At 66.4% G+C, this 16,531-nt stretch carries 18 protein-coding genes and 1 pseudogene; 6 read left to right on the top strand and 13 right to left on the bottom strand.

From position 1 onward, the window contains the following. The first annotated feature begins 42 nt into the window (after positions 1-42). Positions 43-1,545: a TolC family protein gene (locus tag PHLH3_RS21725; protein WP_213625749.1), complete on the top strand. Its 1,503-nt coding sequence runs from the start codon at positions 43-45 to the stop codon at positions 1,543-1,545. 173 nt (positions 1,546-1,718) lie between these two features. Here the strand turns inward: PHLH3_RS21725 and PHLH3_RS21720 are convergent, their stop codons facing one another. From PHLH3_RS21720 to PHLH3_RS21700, 5 genes are all read right to left on the bottom strand, one after another. Continuing rightward, entirely contained in the window at positions 1,719-1,943 is a 225-nt protein-coding gene (locus PHLH3_RS21720; protein WP_173172158.1) for a hypothetical protein, read from the bottom strand. Positions 1,944-1,947: 4 nt separating this feature from the next. Further along, complete coding sequence (locus PHLH3_RS21715; protein ID WP_173172160.1) at positions 1,948-2,649, bottom strand: YebC/PmpR family DNA-binding transcriptional regulator; 702 nt, start codon at positions 2,647-2,649, stop codon at positions 1,948-1,950. Positions 2,650-2,913: 264 nt separating this feature from the next. Then, positions 2,914-3,702, bottom strand: coding sequence for an SDR family oxidoreductase (locus tag PHLH3_RS21710; RefSeq protein ID WP_213625748.1), 789 nt, complete (start codon positions 3,700-3,702; stop codon positions 2,914-2,916). Between the two features lie 115 nt (positions 3,703-3,817). Next, on the bottom strand, positions 3,818-4,399 hold the full coding sequence (locus tag PHLH3_RS21705) for an NAD(P)H-dependent oxidoreductase (RefSeq protein ID WP_213625747.1): 582 nt from the start codon (positions 4,397-4,399) through the stop codon (positions 3,818-3,820). Between the two features lie 58 nt (positions 4,400-4,457). Continuing rightward, positions 4,458-4,874 carry a MerR family transcriptional regulator gene (locus tag PHLH3_RS21700; protein WP_213625746.1) on the bottom strand — a complete coding sequence of 139 codons (417 nt, stop codon included), beginning with the start codon at positions 4,872-4,874 and terminating at the stop codon, positions 4,458-4,460. Between the two features lie 155 nt (positions 4,875-5,029). Between PHLH3_RS21700 and PHLH3_RS21695 the strand changes: the two genes are divergently transcribed. Next, positions 5,030-5,446: a group II truncated hemoglobin gene (locus tag PHLH3_RS21695; protein ID WP_228723481.1), complete on the top strand. Its 417-nt coding sequence runs from the start codon at positions 5,030-5,032 to the stop codon at positions 5,444-5,446. 69 nt (positions 5,447-5,515) lie between these two features. Further along, positions 5,516-5,860 carry a hypothetical protein gene (locus tag PHLH3_RS21690; RefSeq protein ID WP_213625744.1) on the top strand — a complete coding sequence of 115 codons (345 nt, stop codon included), beginning with the start codon at positions 5,516-5,518 and terminating at the stop codon, positions 5,858-5,860. 1 nt (position 5,861) lies between these two features. Here the strand turns inward: PHLH3_RS21690 and PHLH3_RS21685 are convergent, their stop codons facing one another. Both PHLH3_RS21685 and PHLH3_RS21680 read right to left on the bottom strand, forming a co-directional pair. Further along, complete coding sequence (locus PHLH3_RS21685; RefSeq protein ID WP_213625743.1) at positions 5,862-6,260, bottom strand: hypothetical protein; 399 nt, start codon at positions 6,258-6,260, stop codon at positions 5,862-5,864. A gap of 102 nt (positions 6,261-6,362) precedes the next feature. Next, positions 6,363-6,764: a hypothetical protein gene (locus PHLH3_RS21680; RefSeq protein ID WP_173172172.1), complete on the bottom strand. Its 402-nt coding sequence runs from the start codon at positions 6,762-6,764 to the stop codon at positions 6,363-6,365. Positions 6,765-6,996: 232 nt separating this feature from the next. On the opposite strand from PHLH3_RS21680, the gene PHLH3_RS21675 reads away from it, so the two are divergent. Continuing rightward, positions 6,997-7,848, top strand: a complete 852-nt coding sequence (locus tag PHLH3_RS21675; RefSeq protein WP_213625742.1) for a CAP domain-containing protein — start codon at positions 6,997-6,999, stop codon at positions 7,846-7,848. A gap of 82 nt (positions 7,849-7,930) precedes the next feature. Here the strand turns inward: PHLH3_RS21675 and PHLH3_RS21670 are convergent. The 3 genes and pseudogenes from PHLH3_RS21670 to PHLH3_RS21660 form a co-directional block, all read right to left on the bottom strand. After that, positions 7,931-9,861 (bottom strand): annotated as a pseudogene (locus tag PHLH3_RS21670) (alkaline phosphatase family protein). Positions 9,862-10,061: 200 nt separating this feature from the next. After that, positions 10,062-11,105, bottom strand: coding sequence for a hypothetical protein (locus tag PHLH3_RS21665; RefSeq protein WP_213625741.1), 1,044 nt, complete (start codon positions 11,103-11,105; stop codon positions 10,062-10,064). Between the two features lie 239 nt (positions 11,106-11,344). Then, positions 11,345-12,238: a LysR family transcriptional regulator gene (locus PHLH3_RS21660; RefSeq protein WP_213625740.1), complete on the bottom strand. Its 894-nt coding sequence runs from the start codon at positions 12,236-12,238 to the stop codon at positions 11,345-11,347. Between the two features lie 84 nt (positions 12,239-12,322). Between PHLH3_RS21660 and PHLH3_RS21655 the strand changes: the two genes are divergently transcribed. Then, positions 12,323-13,102: an NAD(P)H-dependent oxidoreductase gene (locus PHLH3_RS21655; protein ID WP_213625739.1), complete on the top strand. Its 780-nt coding sequence runs from the start codon at positions 12,323-12,325 to the stop codon at positions 13,100-13,102. Between the two features lie 129 nt (positions 13,103-13,231). Here PHLH3_RS21655 and PHLH3_RS21650 read toward each other — a convergent pair whose 3' ends face one another. The 3 genes from PHLH3_RS21650 to PHLH3_RS21640 form a co-directional block, all read right to left on the bottom strand. Continuing rightward, positions 13,232-14,068, bottom strand: coding sequence for a bifunctional allantoicase/(S)-ureidoglycine aminohydrolase (locus tag PHLH3_RS21650; protein ID WP_213625738.1), 837 nt, complete (start codon positions 14,066-14,068; stop codon positions 13,232-13,234). 186 nt (positions 14,069-14,254) lie between these two features. Next, a complete protein-coding gene (locus PHLH3_RS21645) occupies positions 14,255-15,139 on the bottom strand; it encodes a LysR substrate-binding domain-containing protein (RefSeq protein ID WP_213625737.1) in 885 nt (294 codons plus the stop codon). Between the two features lie 125 nt (positions 15,140-15,264). After that, positions 15,265-15,705, bottom strand: coding sequence for a DUF2846 domain-containing protein (locus PHLH3_RS21640; RefSeq protein ID WP_111264052.1), 441 nt, complete (start codon positions 15,703-15,705; stop codon positions 15,265-15,267). Between the two features lie 211 nt (positions 15,706-15,916). On the opposite strand from PHLH3_RS21640, the gene PHLH3_RS21635 reads away from it, so the two are divergent. Then, positions 15,917-16,510, top strand: coding sequence for an RDD family protein (locus PHLH3_RS21635; protein WP_213625736.1), 594 nt, complete (start codon positions 15,917-15,919; stop codon positions 16,508-16,510). The last annotated feature ends 21 nt before the right edge of the window (positions 16,511-16,531 follow it).

Genomic DNA, 16,531 nt, shown 5'->3' with positions numbered 1-16,531 from the left:
AGGGAAATCCAATTACCAGCCGTACCAGGGGGCGGCACAAGGATGACCAACCACAACAAGTACAAGGTATTCGCCGCCAGCCTGCTGGCATTGGCAATCAGCGGCTGCGCCGTGACGACGCAGCCCATCGACAAGAGCGTGAGCGAGGAGCGCGCCCGCACCGACCTGCAGGCCATGTTCAAGGGCCAGGAACCCTTGTCCGGCCCGCTGACCCTGCACCAGGCCATGGCCCGCGCCGTGAAGTACAACCTCGAGGCGCGCCTGAAGGTGATGGAGCAGGCCATGGCCGAGCGTCAGATCGACCTGGCCAGCTTCGACATGCTGCCGCGCATGGCGCTGTCCGCCGGCTATGCGGGGCGCAACAACGTCAGCGCCTCCAGCAGCCAGAGCATCGAGACCGGCACCCAGTCGCTGGAACCCTCGACCTCCCAGGATCGCGACCGTGGCGTGGCGGACCTGACCATGGTGTGGAACGTGCTCGACTTCGGCGTCAGCTACATGAGCGCCAAGCAGCAGGCCGACCAGCGCCTGATCGTCGAAGAGCGCCGCCGCAAGGTCATCCACACCATCACCCAGGACGTGCGCTCCGCCTACTGGCGCGCCGTGGCCGCCGAACGCCTGCTCAAGCAGATCGACAGCCTGATGAGCCGCGTCGACAAGGCCCGTACCGACAGCCGCGACATGAGCCGCCAGCGCATCGGCGACACCGTGCAGGTGCTCAGCTACCAGCGCGCGCTGATCGAGGCCACCCGCCAGCTGGAAGAGCAGCGCCGCGCCCTGACCCTGGCCAAGACCGAGCTGGCCGCGCTGATCAACCTGCCGTTGAACACCGACTACCAGCTCGCCTCCTCCGACACCTACAACGTGCCCGAGCTCAAGGTCGATTTCACCCAGCTGGAGCAGCAGGCCCTGGCCAGCCGCCCCGAGCTGCGCGAGCAGGACTACCAGGCGCGCATCAGCGCTGCCGAAACCCGCAAGGCCATGCTGCGCCTGCTGCCCGGCCTGGAGTTCTCCGCCGGCGGCCACTACGACAGCAACAGCTTCCTGGTGAACCAGAGCTGGGCCGACTATGGCGTGAAGGTGACCTGGAACCTGTTCAACGTGCTCTCGGCGCCAGCGGCCATCGACGTCGCCAAGGCCGGCGAGAACGTGGCGGCAGCCCGTCGCCAGGCGATGTCCATGGCGGTGCTGGCCCAGCTGTACGTGGCCAACGCCAACTTCCACGAGGCCCAGCGCCAGTTCCAGACCAGCCAGCAACTGGCTGACCTGGACGGGCAGATCGCCGAGCAACTGCGCAATCGCTACAGCACCCAGAGCATCGGCGAGTTGGAGCTGATCCAGGGCGAGCTCAACACCCTGCAGGCGCAGCTCAAGCGCGACCTGTCCTATGCCGACCTGCGCAACGCCTACAGCCAGCTGTTCATCAGCGCCGGTGTCGACCCGCTGCCGGACGCGCTGCCGGACGCCAACCTGTCGACCATCGCCGGGGCGCTGGCCAACAGCGAATCGCGTTGGGAAAGCGGCGATATCGGCACCGCGAAGTAACGCGCGGTTCGCTGGGAAAAGGGGCTTCGGCCCCTTTTTTCATGGGCGCGTGGTCGTTCAGTGGCCCCCCGCGTGCGCGGGGGTGACGGAGTGGTTCGGGACTACCCACACCCCGTCATCCTCGCGAACGCGGGGATCCACTAAAGGGAAGGGCGAGAGAGCCGAGCAGCCGCTCAGTGAACGCTCTGCGCCTGTTCCTCGAACAGGCGCTGGGCGGTGCTGAGGCGTTCCAGCTCGCGGCGGACCATGGCGGCGTATTCCGGGGGCTTGAGCTGGTAGAGCTCGGTGGCGACCCAGGCCAGCCAGCGCGGGCCGAGGACCGCGCGCTGCTCCAGCAGGCGCAGCGCGTCGGCGAGGGCGCGTTCGGCGTTGTCCTGGTGGAAGCGTTCGCGGCCCATGGGCTCAGTTGGCCTGCAGGCCGACGTAGATGTTCTGCACGTCGTCGTGGTTGTCGAGGGCGTCGAGGAAGGCTTCGACTTCTTCCAGCTCGGCACCGGACAGGGCGACCGGGTTCTTCGCCTTGTAGCCGAGGTTGGCCGAGGCCACGGTGAAGCCGAACTCCGGCAGCGCCTTGCACACGGCGTCCAGGTCGGTGGGGTCGGTGTAGAAGGTGCTGCCTTCGTCACCGGCTTCGAAATCCTGGGCGCCGGCTTCGATGGCGGCCAGTTCCGGGTCGGCATCGGCGCCGTTCGGCTCGGCCTCGATCATGCCCAGGTGGTCGAAGTCCCAGGACACGGAGCCGGAGGTGCCCAGCTGGCCCTTGCGGAACAGCACGCGGATCTCGGCGACGGTGCGGTTGAGGTTGTCGGTCAGGCACTCGACGATCACCGGCACGCGGTGCGGGGCGAAGCCCTCGTAGAGGGTGCGCTCGTAGTTGACCACTTCACCGGTGAGGCCGGCACCTTTCTTGATGGCGCGCTCCAGGGTGTCCTTGGGCATCGAGGCCTTCTTGGCCTGGTGCACGGCGAGGCGCAGCTTGGGGTTCATGTCCGGGTCGGCGCCGTTGCGCGCGGCGATCATGATTTCCTTCACCAGCTTGCCGAAGATCTTTCCTCGGGCGTTGGCGGCGGCTTCTTTGGGTTTGGCTTTCCACTGGGCGCCCATGGCGGTTCTCTCGCAGGTTGCACGGGGAGCGGGCCGGTGCCCGCTCGTGACAGGAGGGCGATTCTACCGGGCACTCGGGTTCGCCTGCCAGTTGCGGCGCCGGTCGGTGGGGTCGCACCCGGCGCCGCAACCAAACTCGACGGAAAGTCGCCGAGCGAAGGTCAGGCGAGGCAAAAAACGGTGAGGAAGCGGAGTCTACGAGCTGTAAATGAGCATTCCGAACCGTTTTTTAACGAAGCATCACCGAGCGCAGGCACTTTCCCTTCAAAACGCTGAACGCACCACGCCGCCATCCACACGCAGGGCGGCGCCATTGGTCGCCGAGGACGCCTCGGAGCAGACGTAGACCACCAGGTTGGCCACTTCCTCCGGGCGGGCGAAGCGCTTGAGCAGTGAGCTGGGGCGGGCACTGGCGAAGAACTCCTGCTCGAAGGACTCGAAGCTCTGGCCGCCGGAGAGCTTGTCGACGAACTCGCCCACGCCCTCGGAGTGGGTCGGGCCGGGCAGCACGGCGTTGACCGTGACCCCGGTGCCGGCGCAGGTCTCGGCCAGCCCGCGGGAGAGGCCCAGCTGTGCGGTCTTGGTGACGCCGTAGTGGATCATCTCCACCGGGATCTGTACGCCGCTCTCGCTGCTGATGAACACCACGCGACCCCAGTTGCGCGTCTTCATGCCGGCCAGGTAGGCGCGGGTCAGGCGCACGCCGGACATGACGTTGGTATCGAAGAAGCGCTGCCAGTCCTCGTCGGGTATCTCGTCGAAGGGCTTGGGATCGAAGATGCCCAGGTTGTTCACCAGCACGTCCACCTCCGGGTGGTGCTGCACCAGCCGGGCGACCTGCTCGGGCTGCGTGAGGTCGCCGGCGAAGCCTTCGACCCGGGCGTCGGGCTGCTGGGCGAGCAGGCGGGCGATGGCCTCGTCCACCGAGCCCTGGCTGCGGCCGTTGAGGATGACCCGCGCACCTTCGCGGGCGAGCCCGGTGGCGATGGCGAAGCCGATGCCCTTGGTGGAGCCCGAGACCAGGGCGCGCTTGTTGGTCAGGTTGAAGTTCATGTTGCCTCCGAGGGTTGAGGGAGCGGTACTTGGGTATAGACGCTTTCCTCGCCCCGCGCCCTGGCCCGGGCTTCAGCCCGGGACCCTCAGGGCCTGTGCCGGGCACGCCTGCCGCTCAGATCCGCCCCGCCAGCTGGCGCGCATCGTCCAGCCAGCCGGCCAGGCGCCGCTCGCTGGCGCCCCTGATCGGCCCCAGTGCCAGGGTGCGTACCGGGGCGATGCCGCAGAACTTCAGCGTGGTGCGCTCCATCTGGTTCAGTCCCGGTGCCCGGTAGACCCAGCGGAAGTACCAGGGCGGGGTGTCGAGGCTGACCAGCTGATGCGCCGAGCGCCCCTTGAGCAGCCGCGCGGGGAAGGGGTTGCCGTCGCGGTAGGCGAAGGCGAAGCCCGGCAACAGGATGCGGTCGAGAAAGCCCTTGAACAGCGCCGGCACGCCGCCCCACCAGATGGGGTAGGCGAAGCACAGGTGCTCGGCCCAGGTGATCGCCTCCTGGGCCTGCAGCAGGTCCGGCTCCAGCGGCTGGATGCGCCGGTAGCCCTCGTGGAGGATGGGGTCGAAGTCCAGCTGGTGCAGGTGCAGCGTGCGCACGTCATGCCCGGCCGCCTGCGCGGCCCCTGCATAGGCCTGCGCCAGTGCCGCGCAATAGCTGTCGCCAGAGGGATGCCCGAGTACCACCAGGACGCGTTTCGTTGCCATGGGCCACCTGCCTGTAGAAGGAAAGGCGGCAGTCTGGCGTCTGCCCCTAGGGGCAGAGTCAAGCCTGTTGCAACAGGGCGCTGCGCTCGGCGGGATTGGCCGCGCAAAGGGTCTCGTCGGCCGGGGGCTGGCCGGCGATGCAGGCGTGGATTTCCTCGCCTATGCGGCCCAGCTGCGCATCCAGGCATTGCAGGCGGCGGATCTCCGCGCGCAGGGCGGCACGTTTGTCCAGCAGGCGCTGGTACAGCTCGGGCCAGTCGGGCTCGGCGCCACCGGCCAGCAGCGGATGCAGTTCGGCCAGGCGGAAGCCCACCGACTGCGCCTGGCGGATCAGCAGCACCTGCTGCAGGTGACGCTCGCCATAGAGGCGGTAGACGCCCTGGCGCGGCACCGGGCCGAGCAGGCCCTGCTCTTCATAGAGGCGGATGGCCTTGGCGCTGGCGCCCGTGCGCCGGGCGAGTTCGCCGATGTGCATGGTGAGTCCCCGTGACGTGGAAGAGGGGACGGTAATGCGCGATGGGGTGCGGTTCAATGGGGGGCTTGTGGCTGCGACCATCCGGCGCGCGAGGCGGGCCTCGGCAGTGGCGGGGGCGGTCGCTACAATGCCGCCTTTTTCGAGGAGTCCGAGCCTTGAGCAACCCACCCTTCGGCGTCGGCGATGCCTCCTACCAGGCCGCCGGCGGCATCGACGGCCTGCGTCGCCTGGTCGACGACTTCTACCGGCTGATGGATGAACTGCCGGAAGCCCGCGACCTGCGCGGCATGCACCCGGAGAGCCTGGAACTGTCGCGGGACAAGCTCGCCAGCTTCCTCAGCGGGTGGCTCGGCGGGCCGCGCCTGTTCAGCGAGAAGTACGGCTCCATCGCCATCCCCGCCTTCCACGCCCAATGGCCGATCGACGAAGCCCGCAGCGCCGCCTGGCTGCTGTGCATGGAGCGGGCGATCGCGCTGCAGGGCTACTCCAGCGAATTCGCCGACTACCTGCTGGCCCAGCTGCGCATCCCCGCCGGGCGCGTGGTGCAGGCCAGCCGCAACCGCCACGGCTGACGGCTTGCCCGTCATCCGCCGCCATCCATACTTCCCCGGCCGCCCTGGCCACTACCCATCGAGGTCCCCATGAAACCCGTACGCATCGTCGCCCAATGGGCCGAAGACGAAAGACAGACCCTGGTGATCGTCGCCCTGCAGGCCGATGACATGAGCATCGCGAAGACCGTCGAAGCCTTCGGCTACGTGAAGGACTACGACGACGAAGACCGCATGTACGTGCGCTACCCCTTCGTGCTGGAGGAATACTCCGAGACCGAGGCGCTTATGGACTGGGGCGCCCTGGACGACACCCGCACCCTGATCGACCTCTACGGCCGCCGCATCGTCCCCGGCGAGGCGCTGGTCCGCAACGAGCGCGGCGAGCGCTATGACTACCAGGTGGTTTCGGTGGAGCCGTTCGTGCCGGCGTGATTCACAGGCAGACGGGCGTTGTGGCACAGCCGTAAATGAACAGCGCCGGCACGTAGGCGATGGTGAAGGACAACAGGCTCGGCAACAGGTGAAGCAGGGCCTTGAGTGGACTGATTCGCCAGCGCAGCGTACCGGCCGCGAATACAGTGGTGAGCGTGGCGCAGGCGAATGCGAAGGGATGGTCCAGTCGCGGGTCCATGTCCTCCAGCAGCAGGCCGCTGACCACCAGCAGTGCGATGGCCACCAGGTAGGCCGCGCCGACACTGAAGAGGGAAAGCCACAGGGCCTTGTAATGCGGGTTTCTGCGGGCGATGCCGATCACGCCGACCATGCCCAGCAGGACCAGGATAAAAGCGCACGCGGCGAAGCTCAGCACGTAGGGCGTCAGTGGGTAGCGCATTGCACATCCTTGTGTGGGCGGGGCGTCCGTCGCCAGGTCTGCTGAAAAACGGCGGGCAATGATTGCAGAGCCGGGAATCACCCGCAATTCGAGGCGTGAGCCTCACGCATCCCGCAGCAGGTCGTGGGCGTTGAGCAGGGCGAAGAGGACGTCCGGGTTCCTCTCCAGGCCGCGGCGGATGGCGGCGGGGATGGACTGGCGGGTCTTGCGGCAGAGGCCGGCCTGCTCGGCGATGTCGATCTCGATGCCGCGCCCGCTGCGCACCTCGTTGAAGCCGGGGGCGATGGCCAGGCGGATGCCGAGCTGCTCGAACATCTTCTGCTGCATCCGCCCGAGGTCGTCGAGGCTGGTGATGTTCTCCAGCCGGTCGAGCAGGCGCAGTTCTTCCTGGCGCGTGAGGCGCAGGATGCGCAGGTCGGCGCCGGGCGCGTCCAGCAACTGGTCGCGCTCGCAGATACAGGTGCCGGGCGGGCAGGGGTTGCGCAGGGGGATGGATGGCGTCATGCATCGATCATAGCGACAGGCCGGCGTGCTTGCGTATGGCCGTAAGTACCGAGCGATGGCATCGTGCTGCACATTTTCCCGCCGGGGTTGTCCAACCGGGGTATTCGGGCCTGACGGCCTTGCGTCCCGGCGGCCTGTTCAAGCAGGCTGGGGCGCTCCAGGGGTGATATCGCATTGCGCCGGACGGATTGGAATCGCGCATCACGAGCGCTATCAGGTGAGGGAGGTTTCCATGGGGGGCATGCATCGCGTGTCGCGGCTCGCGGCGTTGGCGTTCGGGGTGGCCGTGGCCACCCACGCTGCGGCCAGCGAGGAGTCGCAACTGGTCGAATCGATCAACCTGTACCGCAGCCAGGTGCAGAGCTGTGCGGGCGAGGCGTCCCTGGAGCTGCCGCCGCTGGCGGCGGACCCGCGCCTGGTGCTTTCGGCCAGCAGCATCGGCGACCTGCAACAGGCGCTGGCGCAGTCGTCCTATCCCATGGTCAACGTGCAGGCCATCAGCCTCTCCGGCCCGCGTGACGCCAAGTCCGCCATGGGGGCCCTGCAGGAGAGCTTCTGCCACGTGCTGCTCGACCCGCAGTTCGTCGACGTCGGCGTGAGCCGCGAGGAGCGCGACTGGCGCATCGTCCTCGCCCGGCCGCTGCTGGCTGCCGCCCTGGGCAAGTGGGAGAAGGAAGGGCAGACGCTGCTGGAGCAGATCAACGCGGTACGCGCCCAGCCCCGCCAGTGCGGCGGCCAGGCCTTCGCCGCCACCACGCCGCTGGCCTGGAACGCCACCCTGGCCACCGCCGCCGAGGGCCACGCACGTTCCATGGCCAACCAGAACTATTTCGATCACAAGGGCCGCGACGGCCGCACCCCCGGCGACCGCGCCGAGCTGGCGGGCTATGTCGGCCAGCTGATCGGCGAGAACATCGCCGCCGGCCAGGACAGCACGCGCAAGGTGCTCGACGGCTGGCTGGCCAGCCCCGGCCATTGCGCCAACCTGATGAACCCGCAGTACCGCGAGTTGGGCGCGGGCTATGCCGTGGACCCGAAGAGTGATGCGGGCATCTACTGGACGGCGATGTTCGGGACGCAGTGACGAGGTCGACCCGGGGCCCTGCCTGAGGGCCTCCCTCCGTGAGCCGCGACCTTCCCCGGGCTGAAGCCCGGGCTACAGGCGATCAGGCGCGGCCCGGGCCGTCGCGCTCGTCGAGGAATTCGGTGGCCTCGCTGCCGTCGGCGTTGAGCTGGAAGATGCGCGCCGGGCGGCCCTGTGCATCGAAGAACACCTGGCCGAGGCCGGCCGAATTCCACAGGCGTTCGCCCGCCTTGCTGTGGGCCGGGGTGCGCGGCACCACCTGCATGCGCCGGCGCTTGGTGAACCAGTTGAGCGGCGAATGGGGCGAGTAGAGCCAGCGGTTGAGGCGGTCGAAGACGTCCAGCAGGCGCCGGGGGAACTCGTTCTTCACGCCGCTGCTGGTGATCTGCCAGATGCGCGGGCCCTGCTTGCGGTGGCGGATCAACACCTCGTAGACGAAGGAGTAGTGCACGTCCCCGAGAGGATCACGTAGCTGCCCGGCGTGCGCGAGTGGCGGAAGATGTTGAGGATCACCTGGGCCGCGCCGCGATGGGCCATCCAGTTCTCCGCGTCCACCAGCAACGGGTGGCCCAGCCAGCTGAAGACCTTCTGCACCGTTTCGATCAGCTTCACGCCGAACACCGGCGCGGGCGAGACGATGATGGCCGACGGGTGGTCGAGCAGCTCCTGCTGCAACTCGCTCAGCGCTTCCCAGTCCAGCAGGCCGGAGGGCCGCTTGAGGTTCATTTCGCTGCGCCAGCGGCGCGTGCGGGTGTCCAGCACCACCAGCGCCGGCGTGGTGGGCAGCGTGTATTGCCAGTGGTTGAAGGCCAGCAGTTCGTCGATCAGGTCGTCCAGCATCGGGCTGTCGAGGTGGCCGTCCGCCTGCGCGCCGGTGGTGAGCGCCTGGATCTTCGGCAGCACCTGGGCGAAGGCGTCCGGGTCGTTGCCCCAGCCCTGGCAGAGCAGGTAGGCGAGCAGCGCGTTGCCGATGATGCGCTTGGAGAAGGGGTGGCCGTAGGCGGTCTGCTCCCACTGGGCGGAGAGGTTCCAGTCGTCGGTGATGTCGTGGTCATCGAAGATCATCAGCGTCGGCAGGTGGGCCAATACCCGCGCCGCGCCCGGCAGGCCCTCGCGGAAGGCTTCCAGGCGCTGGCGCTCCAGCTGGTAGCGCTCGACCTTGTCCACCGGCAGCGACGGCATTTCCGTCTCCAGCAGCGTCCAGGGCACCGGTGACCACACCAGCAGGTACATGGCCAGCACCTCGGCCAGGGTCACCAGGTGGTTGTCGGCGTTGCTGCTGGTGAAGATGGGTTTCTTCGAGCCACCGAAGAAGCGCTCGCGCAGCGTCTCGTTGCTCTCCAGCGCCGGCAGCAGGTCGGCGCGCCGGTAGTAGCTGGCCGGGTGTCGGTAGAGGGCCTGGCTGTCGTCGACCACGGCACCGTCCAGGCGCTCGTCGAACAGCCCGAGGCGGGTGATCAGCTGGTGGATGGCGCGCAGCATCGGCCCGGCCACGTCGTCGGCGTAGACCTGGTCGCCGCTGAGCAACAACAGCGCCGGGCGCTGTTCCGGCTCGGGCTGCGCGGCCAGCAGGCGGTCCGCGCAGAGCAGGCCCTCCGCCGCCGGGTGATGGGGCTTGCGGCAGGAACCGTGGAGCAGCTGGTCGATGCGCGAGCGCAGCACGAAGCCCGGCTGCCGCGCCTCGCCATACAGCAGGTGCGGCGCCCACTGGGCGATGCCCTGGCCATCGAAGCGCAGGTCGTAGTCGATCTGCCGGTCGCAGGGCAGGGGCGTATCCAGGCGCAGGTCGACCAGGTGCAGGAAGGCGTGCCGTCCCAGCGGTATCACCTGGCAGGCCTCGCCATCGAGGCGGTGATCGCGGGCGTTGCCGTCGACGGCCAGGTGCAGGCTCAGCGCCAGCTCGCGGCTGGCCACCAGCCACAGCACCACGCGCTGCGCCTCCAGCCGCCGCAGCATGGGGCCGGCGAGAACGGGCGGAAGGTGATCGGGCATGGCGAGCGGGGGTGAGGGCATCGGCGAAGGGTATCGGGTGGACAAGCGCGGAAGAATAGCGCGACTGCCCGGATGGCTGAACCGGAGGCGCTGCTGTTCTGTTAGCGGGCGTGACAGGGTTCAGTTCTGCCGGATAGGCCGATCGCGAATGAATTCGCTCCTACGGGAGGGCGCGCTGCGCGCGCCTTGGGCGAATGAATTCGCCCCTACAGGGTGTGGCTTCAGCGTTCGCGCACGATGGCCTTGATGTCTTGTGAGGGAACCTGGATCTGGCGCTGTTTCCCGTCGTGCTCGATCAGGAAGCTGTAGGTCTCGCCCAGGCCCCAGATGACGTGGACGTCTTTCAGGCTGCAGTTCGATCCGAGCCCCAGCCACTCGGGCATTTCATCTTGGCAGTAGTCCGGGTTGAACAGCACGCTCTGGGCTTTGTAGTTACCCAGGCCAAGTTGCTGCATGACGCGGTCGGGGAGGCCGGCGAGGATGCCGCTGTAGAAGGCAATCAGCAAAGCGAAGAATAGGGAGAAGGGGGCGGTGTATTTGATGCCTGCGATGCTCAGGGCTGAACAAAACGCAGTTACTACGCAGCACATCAGAGGAATGAGAAAAATTGCCAGTATCTGGAGCGCTTCTCCGTCGAGCTTTCCTATCAAGTCCAAGGTGTCGACGACCAATGAAAACGCCAGGACGTTAACCGCCATCACCGGCACCCATGCATGGAGGACGTAGCGACAGAATGAAAATCTGGGCAGCTTGAATTGAAGCTGTATGGCGATCCCGCATACCAGAGTGATTAGCAGACTTCCCCCAATGAAACTGAAAAAGTACATGTCAGGAAATTGGATCAACACGAACGAAAGCAGCAGAGAACTCAGGCAGTAGGGCGCTAGGAAAATCATCCCTAGCATCCAGAAGATTTTTACGTTGGGTGTGTCCGGCAGCCAGACCAAGAGTTTGTCGCGGATAACCGAGATATTCATGAACCCGTGGAATATCCACTGCCCCGGTAGTAACAAGGCTAGAAAAATGAAACCGATGATCGCGAAGCCAACTCCACTGGCGCTGAGCAGCAAGGACGAGAACTGCATCAGGTCGAAGTTAGGGTAGAAATTGTTGGACTGGAAATAGAGCAGGAAGAGCGAGAAGCCGATTACCGGCGGTGCGAACTTGGCAAGTTGAGGCACGATGGGCTTGAGAATCACATAAGCCCTTTCAATAAGCGTCTCCAGGTGATCGTCCGATGCAGGACGATCGCTCCACTTTTCCATAAGTCTTCCTTGAGCTGGGGAATGGCGTGCCCGGCATGGTACGGAGCCATCCCGGTACTGTCATCCCAGTCCGTAGGGCGGGTGAAACCCGCGAGCACCTTGCGTCGCAGGTGTCGGGTTGCACCCGACCTACAGGCATCGCGAATGAATTCGCTCCCACAGGTAGGCACCGTTGTGGGAGCGAATTCATTCGCGAAGGGGTTCGCTGGGCTGCTGGGCTAATGAGTTCTCCCCAACGATCAGACCGCTCTGACGATCTGCTCCCGCAGCCACTGGTGCGCGGGGTCGCGGTGGGAGCGTTCGTGCCAGAGCATGGCCATCTCGTAGCCGGGGACTTCCAGCGGGGCGTCGACCACTTGCAGGGTGCCGCTGTTGCCCACCAGGCGTTCGGGGAGCATGGCCACCAGGTCGGTGCTTTCCAGCACCGAGCGCAGGAACAGGAAGTGCGGCACCGAGAGCACCACGCGGCGCTCCAGGCCGTGCTCGGCGAGGACCGCGTCGGTAACGCCGGAGAAGCCGCCGCCATCGGGGGAGACGATCACCTGGTCGAGGGTGCAGAACTGCTTCAGCGTCGGGCGGCGCTTCAGGCGCGGGTGGCCGGCGCGGCCGGCGAGCACGTAGCGCTCGGCGAACAGGGTGCGGCGGCGCAGGTTGAGGGGCGAGCCTTCGACGGTGTGGAAGGCGAGGTCGATGTCGCCGATTTCCGCCTGCCTGGCGATGCGCGAGGGCGCCATCTCGACCACGGCGATGCGGGTGCCGGGGGCTGCGGCGCGCAGGCCGGCGAGGACGGGCAGGAGGATGGCCGATTCGCCGTAGTCGGTGGCGGCGACGCGCCAGGTATCCCGCGCCTGGGCCGGGTCGAAGGGGCTGGCCGGGGCCACGGCGCGCTCCAGTGCTTCCAGAGCCTGGCGCAAGGGCTCGCGCAGTTCCTCGGCGCGGGCGGTGGGGCGCATGCCGCGCGGGCCGGGCAGCAGCAGCGGGTCGTCGAAGATTTCCCGCAGCTTGGCCAGGTGCACGCTCACCGAGGGCTGGGAAAAATTCAGGCGCTCGGCGGCGCGGGTGACGTTGTGCTCGGCGAGCAGCACGTCGAGGGTCACCAGGAGGTTGAGGTCCAGACGCCTGAGATTATTCATTCGCATACCTGGAATATGGGTTATTCATTTCCAAAATACCTGGCGGGCCACCATCCTGCGCTCATCCCGTTATGGAGGTTTGCCATGAATGTCCTGATCGTTTTCGCCCACCCCGAACCCCGCTCGCTGAACGGCGCGCTGAAGGATTTCACCGTGCAGCGCCTGGAGGCCGCCGGCCATGCGGTGCAGGTGTCCGACCTGTACGCGATGCTCTGGAAGGCGCCCATCGATGCCGGCGACAGCCTGGACCGCGACCCCGAGGCGCGCTTCGATGCCTCGCAGGACTCCAGGCGCGCCTTCGCCAGCGGCCGCCAGAGCGCGGACATCGCCGCCGAGCAGGACAAGCTGCGCTGGGCCGATGCGCTGATCCTGCAGTTCCCGCTCTGGTGGTTCTCGATGCCGGCGATCCTCAAGGGCTGGGTCGACCGGGTGTACGCCTATGGCTTCGCCTATGGCGTGGGCGAGCATTCGGACGTGCGCTGGGGCAACCGCTACGGCGAGGGGTCGATGGCGGGCAAGCGGGCGATGCTGCTGGTCACCACCGGCGGCTGGGATTCCCACTACAGCGAGCGCGGCATCAATGGCCCGTTGGACGACCTGCTGTTCCCCATCCAGCACGGCATCCTGCATTACCCCGGCTTCGACGTGCTGCCGCCCTTCGTGGTGCACCGCACCAGCCGGGTCGACGCGGCTCGCTTCGCCAGCATCCAGGAGGAACTGGGGCAACGGCTGGACGATCTTTGGAGCACCGCGCCCATCGCCTATCGCCAGCAGAACGGCGGGGACTACGAGATTCCCGCGCTGACCTTGAAGCCCGATGTGGCGCCAGGGGAGACGGGGTTCGCGGCGCATGTGAAGCGGTAGGCCAGGTGGGGCGAGGTTGGATCGGCAGCAACGGTGGACGCCATGCCGGCCCTTCGCGAATGAATTCGCTCCCACAGAAATACGGAGGGCAGAAACGACGACGGGAGCGCTGGGCTCCCGTCGTTTGGATCAATGGGCCTGGTTGAGGGTCAGGCGCATGTGGCGGTTCACATCCTTGTACAGCAGGTAGCGGAAGCGACCCGGGCCACCGGAGTAGCAGGCCTGCGGGCAGAAGGCGCGCAGCCACATGAAGTCACCGGCTTCCACCTCGACCCAGTCCTGGTTCAGGCGGTAGACGGCCTTGCCTTCCAGCACGTACAGGCCGTGCTCCATCACGTGGGTTTCGGCGAAGGGGATCACGCCGCCCGGCTCGAAGTTGACGATGTTCACGTGCATGTCATGGCGCATGTCGGCCATGTCGACGAAGCGGGTGGTGCTCCAGCGGCCTTCGGTGTCCGGCATCACGCGCGGCTCGATGTCCTGCTCGTTGGTGACGAAGGCGTCCGGCAGCGGTACGCCGTCGACCTTCTGGTAGTGCTTGCGGATCCAGTGGAAGCGGGTGTGCTGGCCGCTGGTGTTGCGCACCTTGTAGTCGGCGCCCGGCGGAATGAACGCATAGCCGCCCGGTTGCATGGTGTGCACCTGGCCTTGCAGGGTCAGGGTCAGTTCGCCTTCGACGATGAACAGCACCGCTTCGGCGTTGACGTCCTGCTCGGGCTTGTCGCTGCCGCCCTGGGGGGCCAGCTCGACGATGTACTGGGAGAAGGTCTCGGCGAAGCCGGACAGCGGGCGGGCGATGACCCACATGCGCATGTTGTCCCAGAAGGGCAGGTGGCTGGTGACGATGTCACGCATCACGCCCTTGGGGATCACGGCATAGGCTTCGGTGAACATGGCGCGGTCGGTGAGCAGCTCGGTCTGTGCCGGGTGCCCGCCGTGCGGCGCGTAATAGGTGGATTTGGCCATGGGGTATTTCCTCATTGTTGTCTTGCTGCCCGGCGCGTGCGGCGCCGTGGTGAGCAATGGTGCGGAGCGGCGCGCCCGTGGGGCGGTGGCCGTCGCTGGAGAGCACGATATCCAGCGGCCTTTACATGCACAAATTAAATGTTGGAATCCGCTGTATTCGTTTTTCGAATGCGAGCGGGGTGTCCGTCAGCCTTTCGTATCCTGCGCCAGCACCCGTGACAGCACACGTGCCAGTTCCTTCACCATCGGGTCCGCCGCCGGGCGATGCAGCAGCGCCACCTCGAACGCGTCCACCGAGGGTAGCCCAGCTTTTTTGGCCAGCACGGCGTGGTCCGCCGTTACCGCCCGCTGCGGCAGCAGGCCGATGCCCATGCCATCGGCGATGGCCGACTGGATGCCCGACAGGCTCGAACTGGTGAAACTGATGTGCCAGCGCCGGCCCACCGCCTCCAGCGCCGCGATCATCTCGTCGCGGTACACCCCGCGCGGGGGGAAGGTGACGATGGGCAGCGGGTCGAGGTCGATGCAGGGGTTCCTGGCGCTGTCCACCCAGCGCGTCTTCTCCGGCCAGCAGGCCACCGCCTCGCGGGCGTTCTGCCGCTGCTTGAGCAGCACCAGGTCCAGCTCGCCACGGTCGTAGCTGGCGGACAGGTCGCGGCTCAGGCCGCTGGTGACTTCCAGCTTCACCTGCGGGTAATGCCGGTTGAACGCCGCCAACTGCAGGGTGGTGCGCCCCGTGGCGAAGTCGTCCGGCACGCCGATGCGCACCGTCAGCGCCACCGTGGCCCCGGACAGCGCCTCCTGCAGCTCGTCGTTCAGCGCCAGCATGCGCCGCGCGTAGCCCAGCAGCGTCTCGCCGGCTTCGGTGGGCAGCACATCGCGGTTGCCACGCTCCAGCAGGCGGTGCCCAGCCATCTCCTCCAGCCGGCGGATCTTCTGGCTGACGGTGGACTGGGTGGAGTTAAGCCGGCTGGCCGCCGTGGTGAAGCTGCCGCAATCGGCCACCGCGACCATGGCGCGGAGCAGGTCGAGCTCGAACACGCGACTATTCGATCGGTCACTGTGGTCCATGGTGGTATTCATCTTTTAAATGGGGATGAGGGCTTTTAGCAGCTTGGAGAACGGGGGGCAACGATGAGGGAGGGGTGCAAGCAGGCTGTGGATGGAGTCGATTGCCGACCCCATCCACGGGGTTTTCAGCGGGCCAGCTTGGTGTCGGCCACGGCCTTCTTGCCTTCGGACTCGGAGACTTCGCTCAGGGTGGCGCCGCCGGCGAACACACCGATCCGGATGGACTGGCGTACGTAGTGGTTCTTGCCGGGCTGGGCACTGAGGTTGAGGGTGTTGTCACCGAACTCGGACTCGGTCGACAACACGTGCGCGCCCGGGGTGATCAGACGGTAGAAATAGGTGTTGGGTGCGGTTTCCCCGATCACCTTGTCATCGATCTTCACGGTCTTCTTCAGCGCAGCGCCCAAGGACGTGTCGCGGAAGATGTAGACCGCAGACTGGTCCTGCGGCGGGTTCGGGAAGGCTTTGAGGGCTGCGTCTTTTTCGGGGGATTCCATCGGTACCGAAGCGCAACCGGAGAGCAGCGCAACTGCCAGCGCCGCTGTGCACATCATGATCTTGGTCATGGATTACTCGTTCCTGAGTGAAGGTTCTTGCGGTGATGTCATTTCGCCGCTTCGCTACTTTATCGAGACCGATGGAGAGTGCAAGGATGAGTGGTGATGGGTCGCATATGGCGAGGTCGTTTGCAGCGATATCCGGTCTTTTTGCGGTAATTGACGACTGAAGTGGCGGCGACACAGAATCCACCCCCTGTCGATCACAAGGAAGTCTGAAATGGATGCAACCGAAGCGCGCTTGCGAGAAACCTACAGCGGAAGACGGACGGAGGTCCTGGTCGATCTGCTTGAGCAGGGTGGGTTGACCGAGGTGGCCGAGCGGGTCATCCGCAGTGTGCTTGCAGAGCGGGAATCGACCCCGGGCGAGCGTGCCGTGCCGCGACAACTTCCTGCATCCAACGCGGTTCGGCGTGAACCGCTCGACCTGCAACTCGCCCCGCTCTGGGCGAGGCTGGCGGCATCGCAGCTCGATTTCTGGCTGGCCTTGCTGGTGCTGGCCGCGATCAGTATTGCCATCGAATTCCTGACCGCTCACCACAGCGGCACCCAGGACACCGTCGGCAAGGTCGGCATGCTGCTGCTGTTCGGCTACCTGCTGGCCAAGGACGGGTTCAATGGACAGGGCATCGGCAAGCGCCTGCTCAAGATCCGCGTCGTCGACAGCGAGACCGGTGCGCCCTGCGAATTGCACAAATCCTGCCTGCGGGGGTTGGTAGGCCTGCTGGGCATTTTCGACGTGGTCTTTGTCTTCGGACAGCGACGCCAGCGGCTTGGCGATCATGCGGCGCGGACCATCGTGGTCAGGGCCTGATCCGATCATTCAGAGTCATGA

It is taken from the genome of Pseudomonas sp. Pc102 (assembly GCF_018408275.1).
In the GTDB taxonomy this organism is placed as follows: domain Bacteria; phylum Pseudomonadota; class Gammaproteobacteria; order Pseudomonadales; family Pseudomonadaceae; genus Metapseudomonas; species Metapseudomonas tohonis.
Note: the sequence above shows the minus strand (reverse complement) of the source record. Positions and strands in the feature narration are given on the sequence as shown.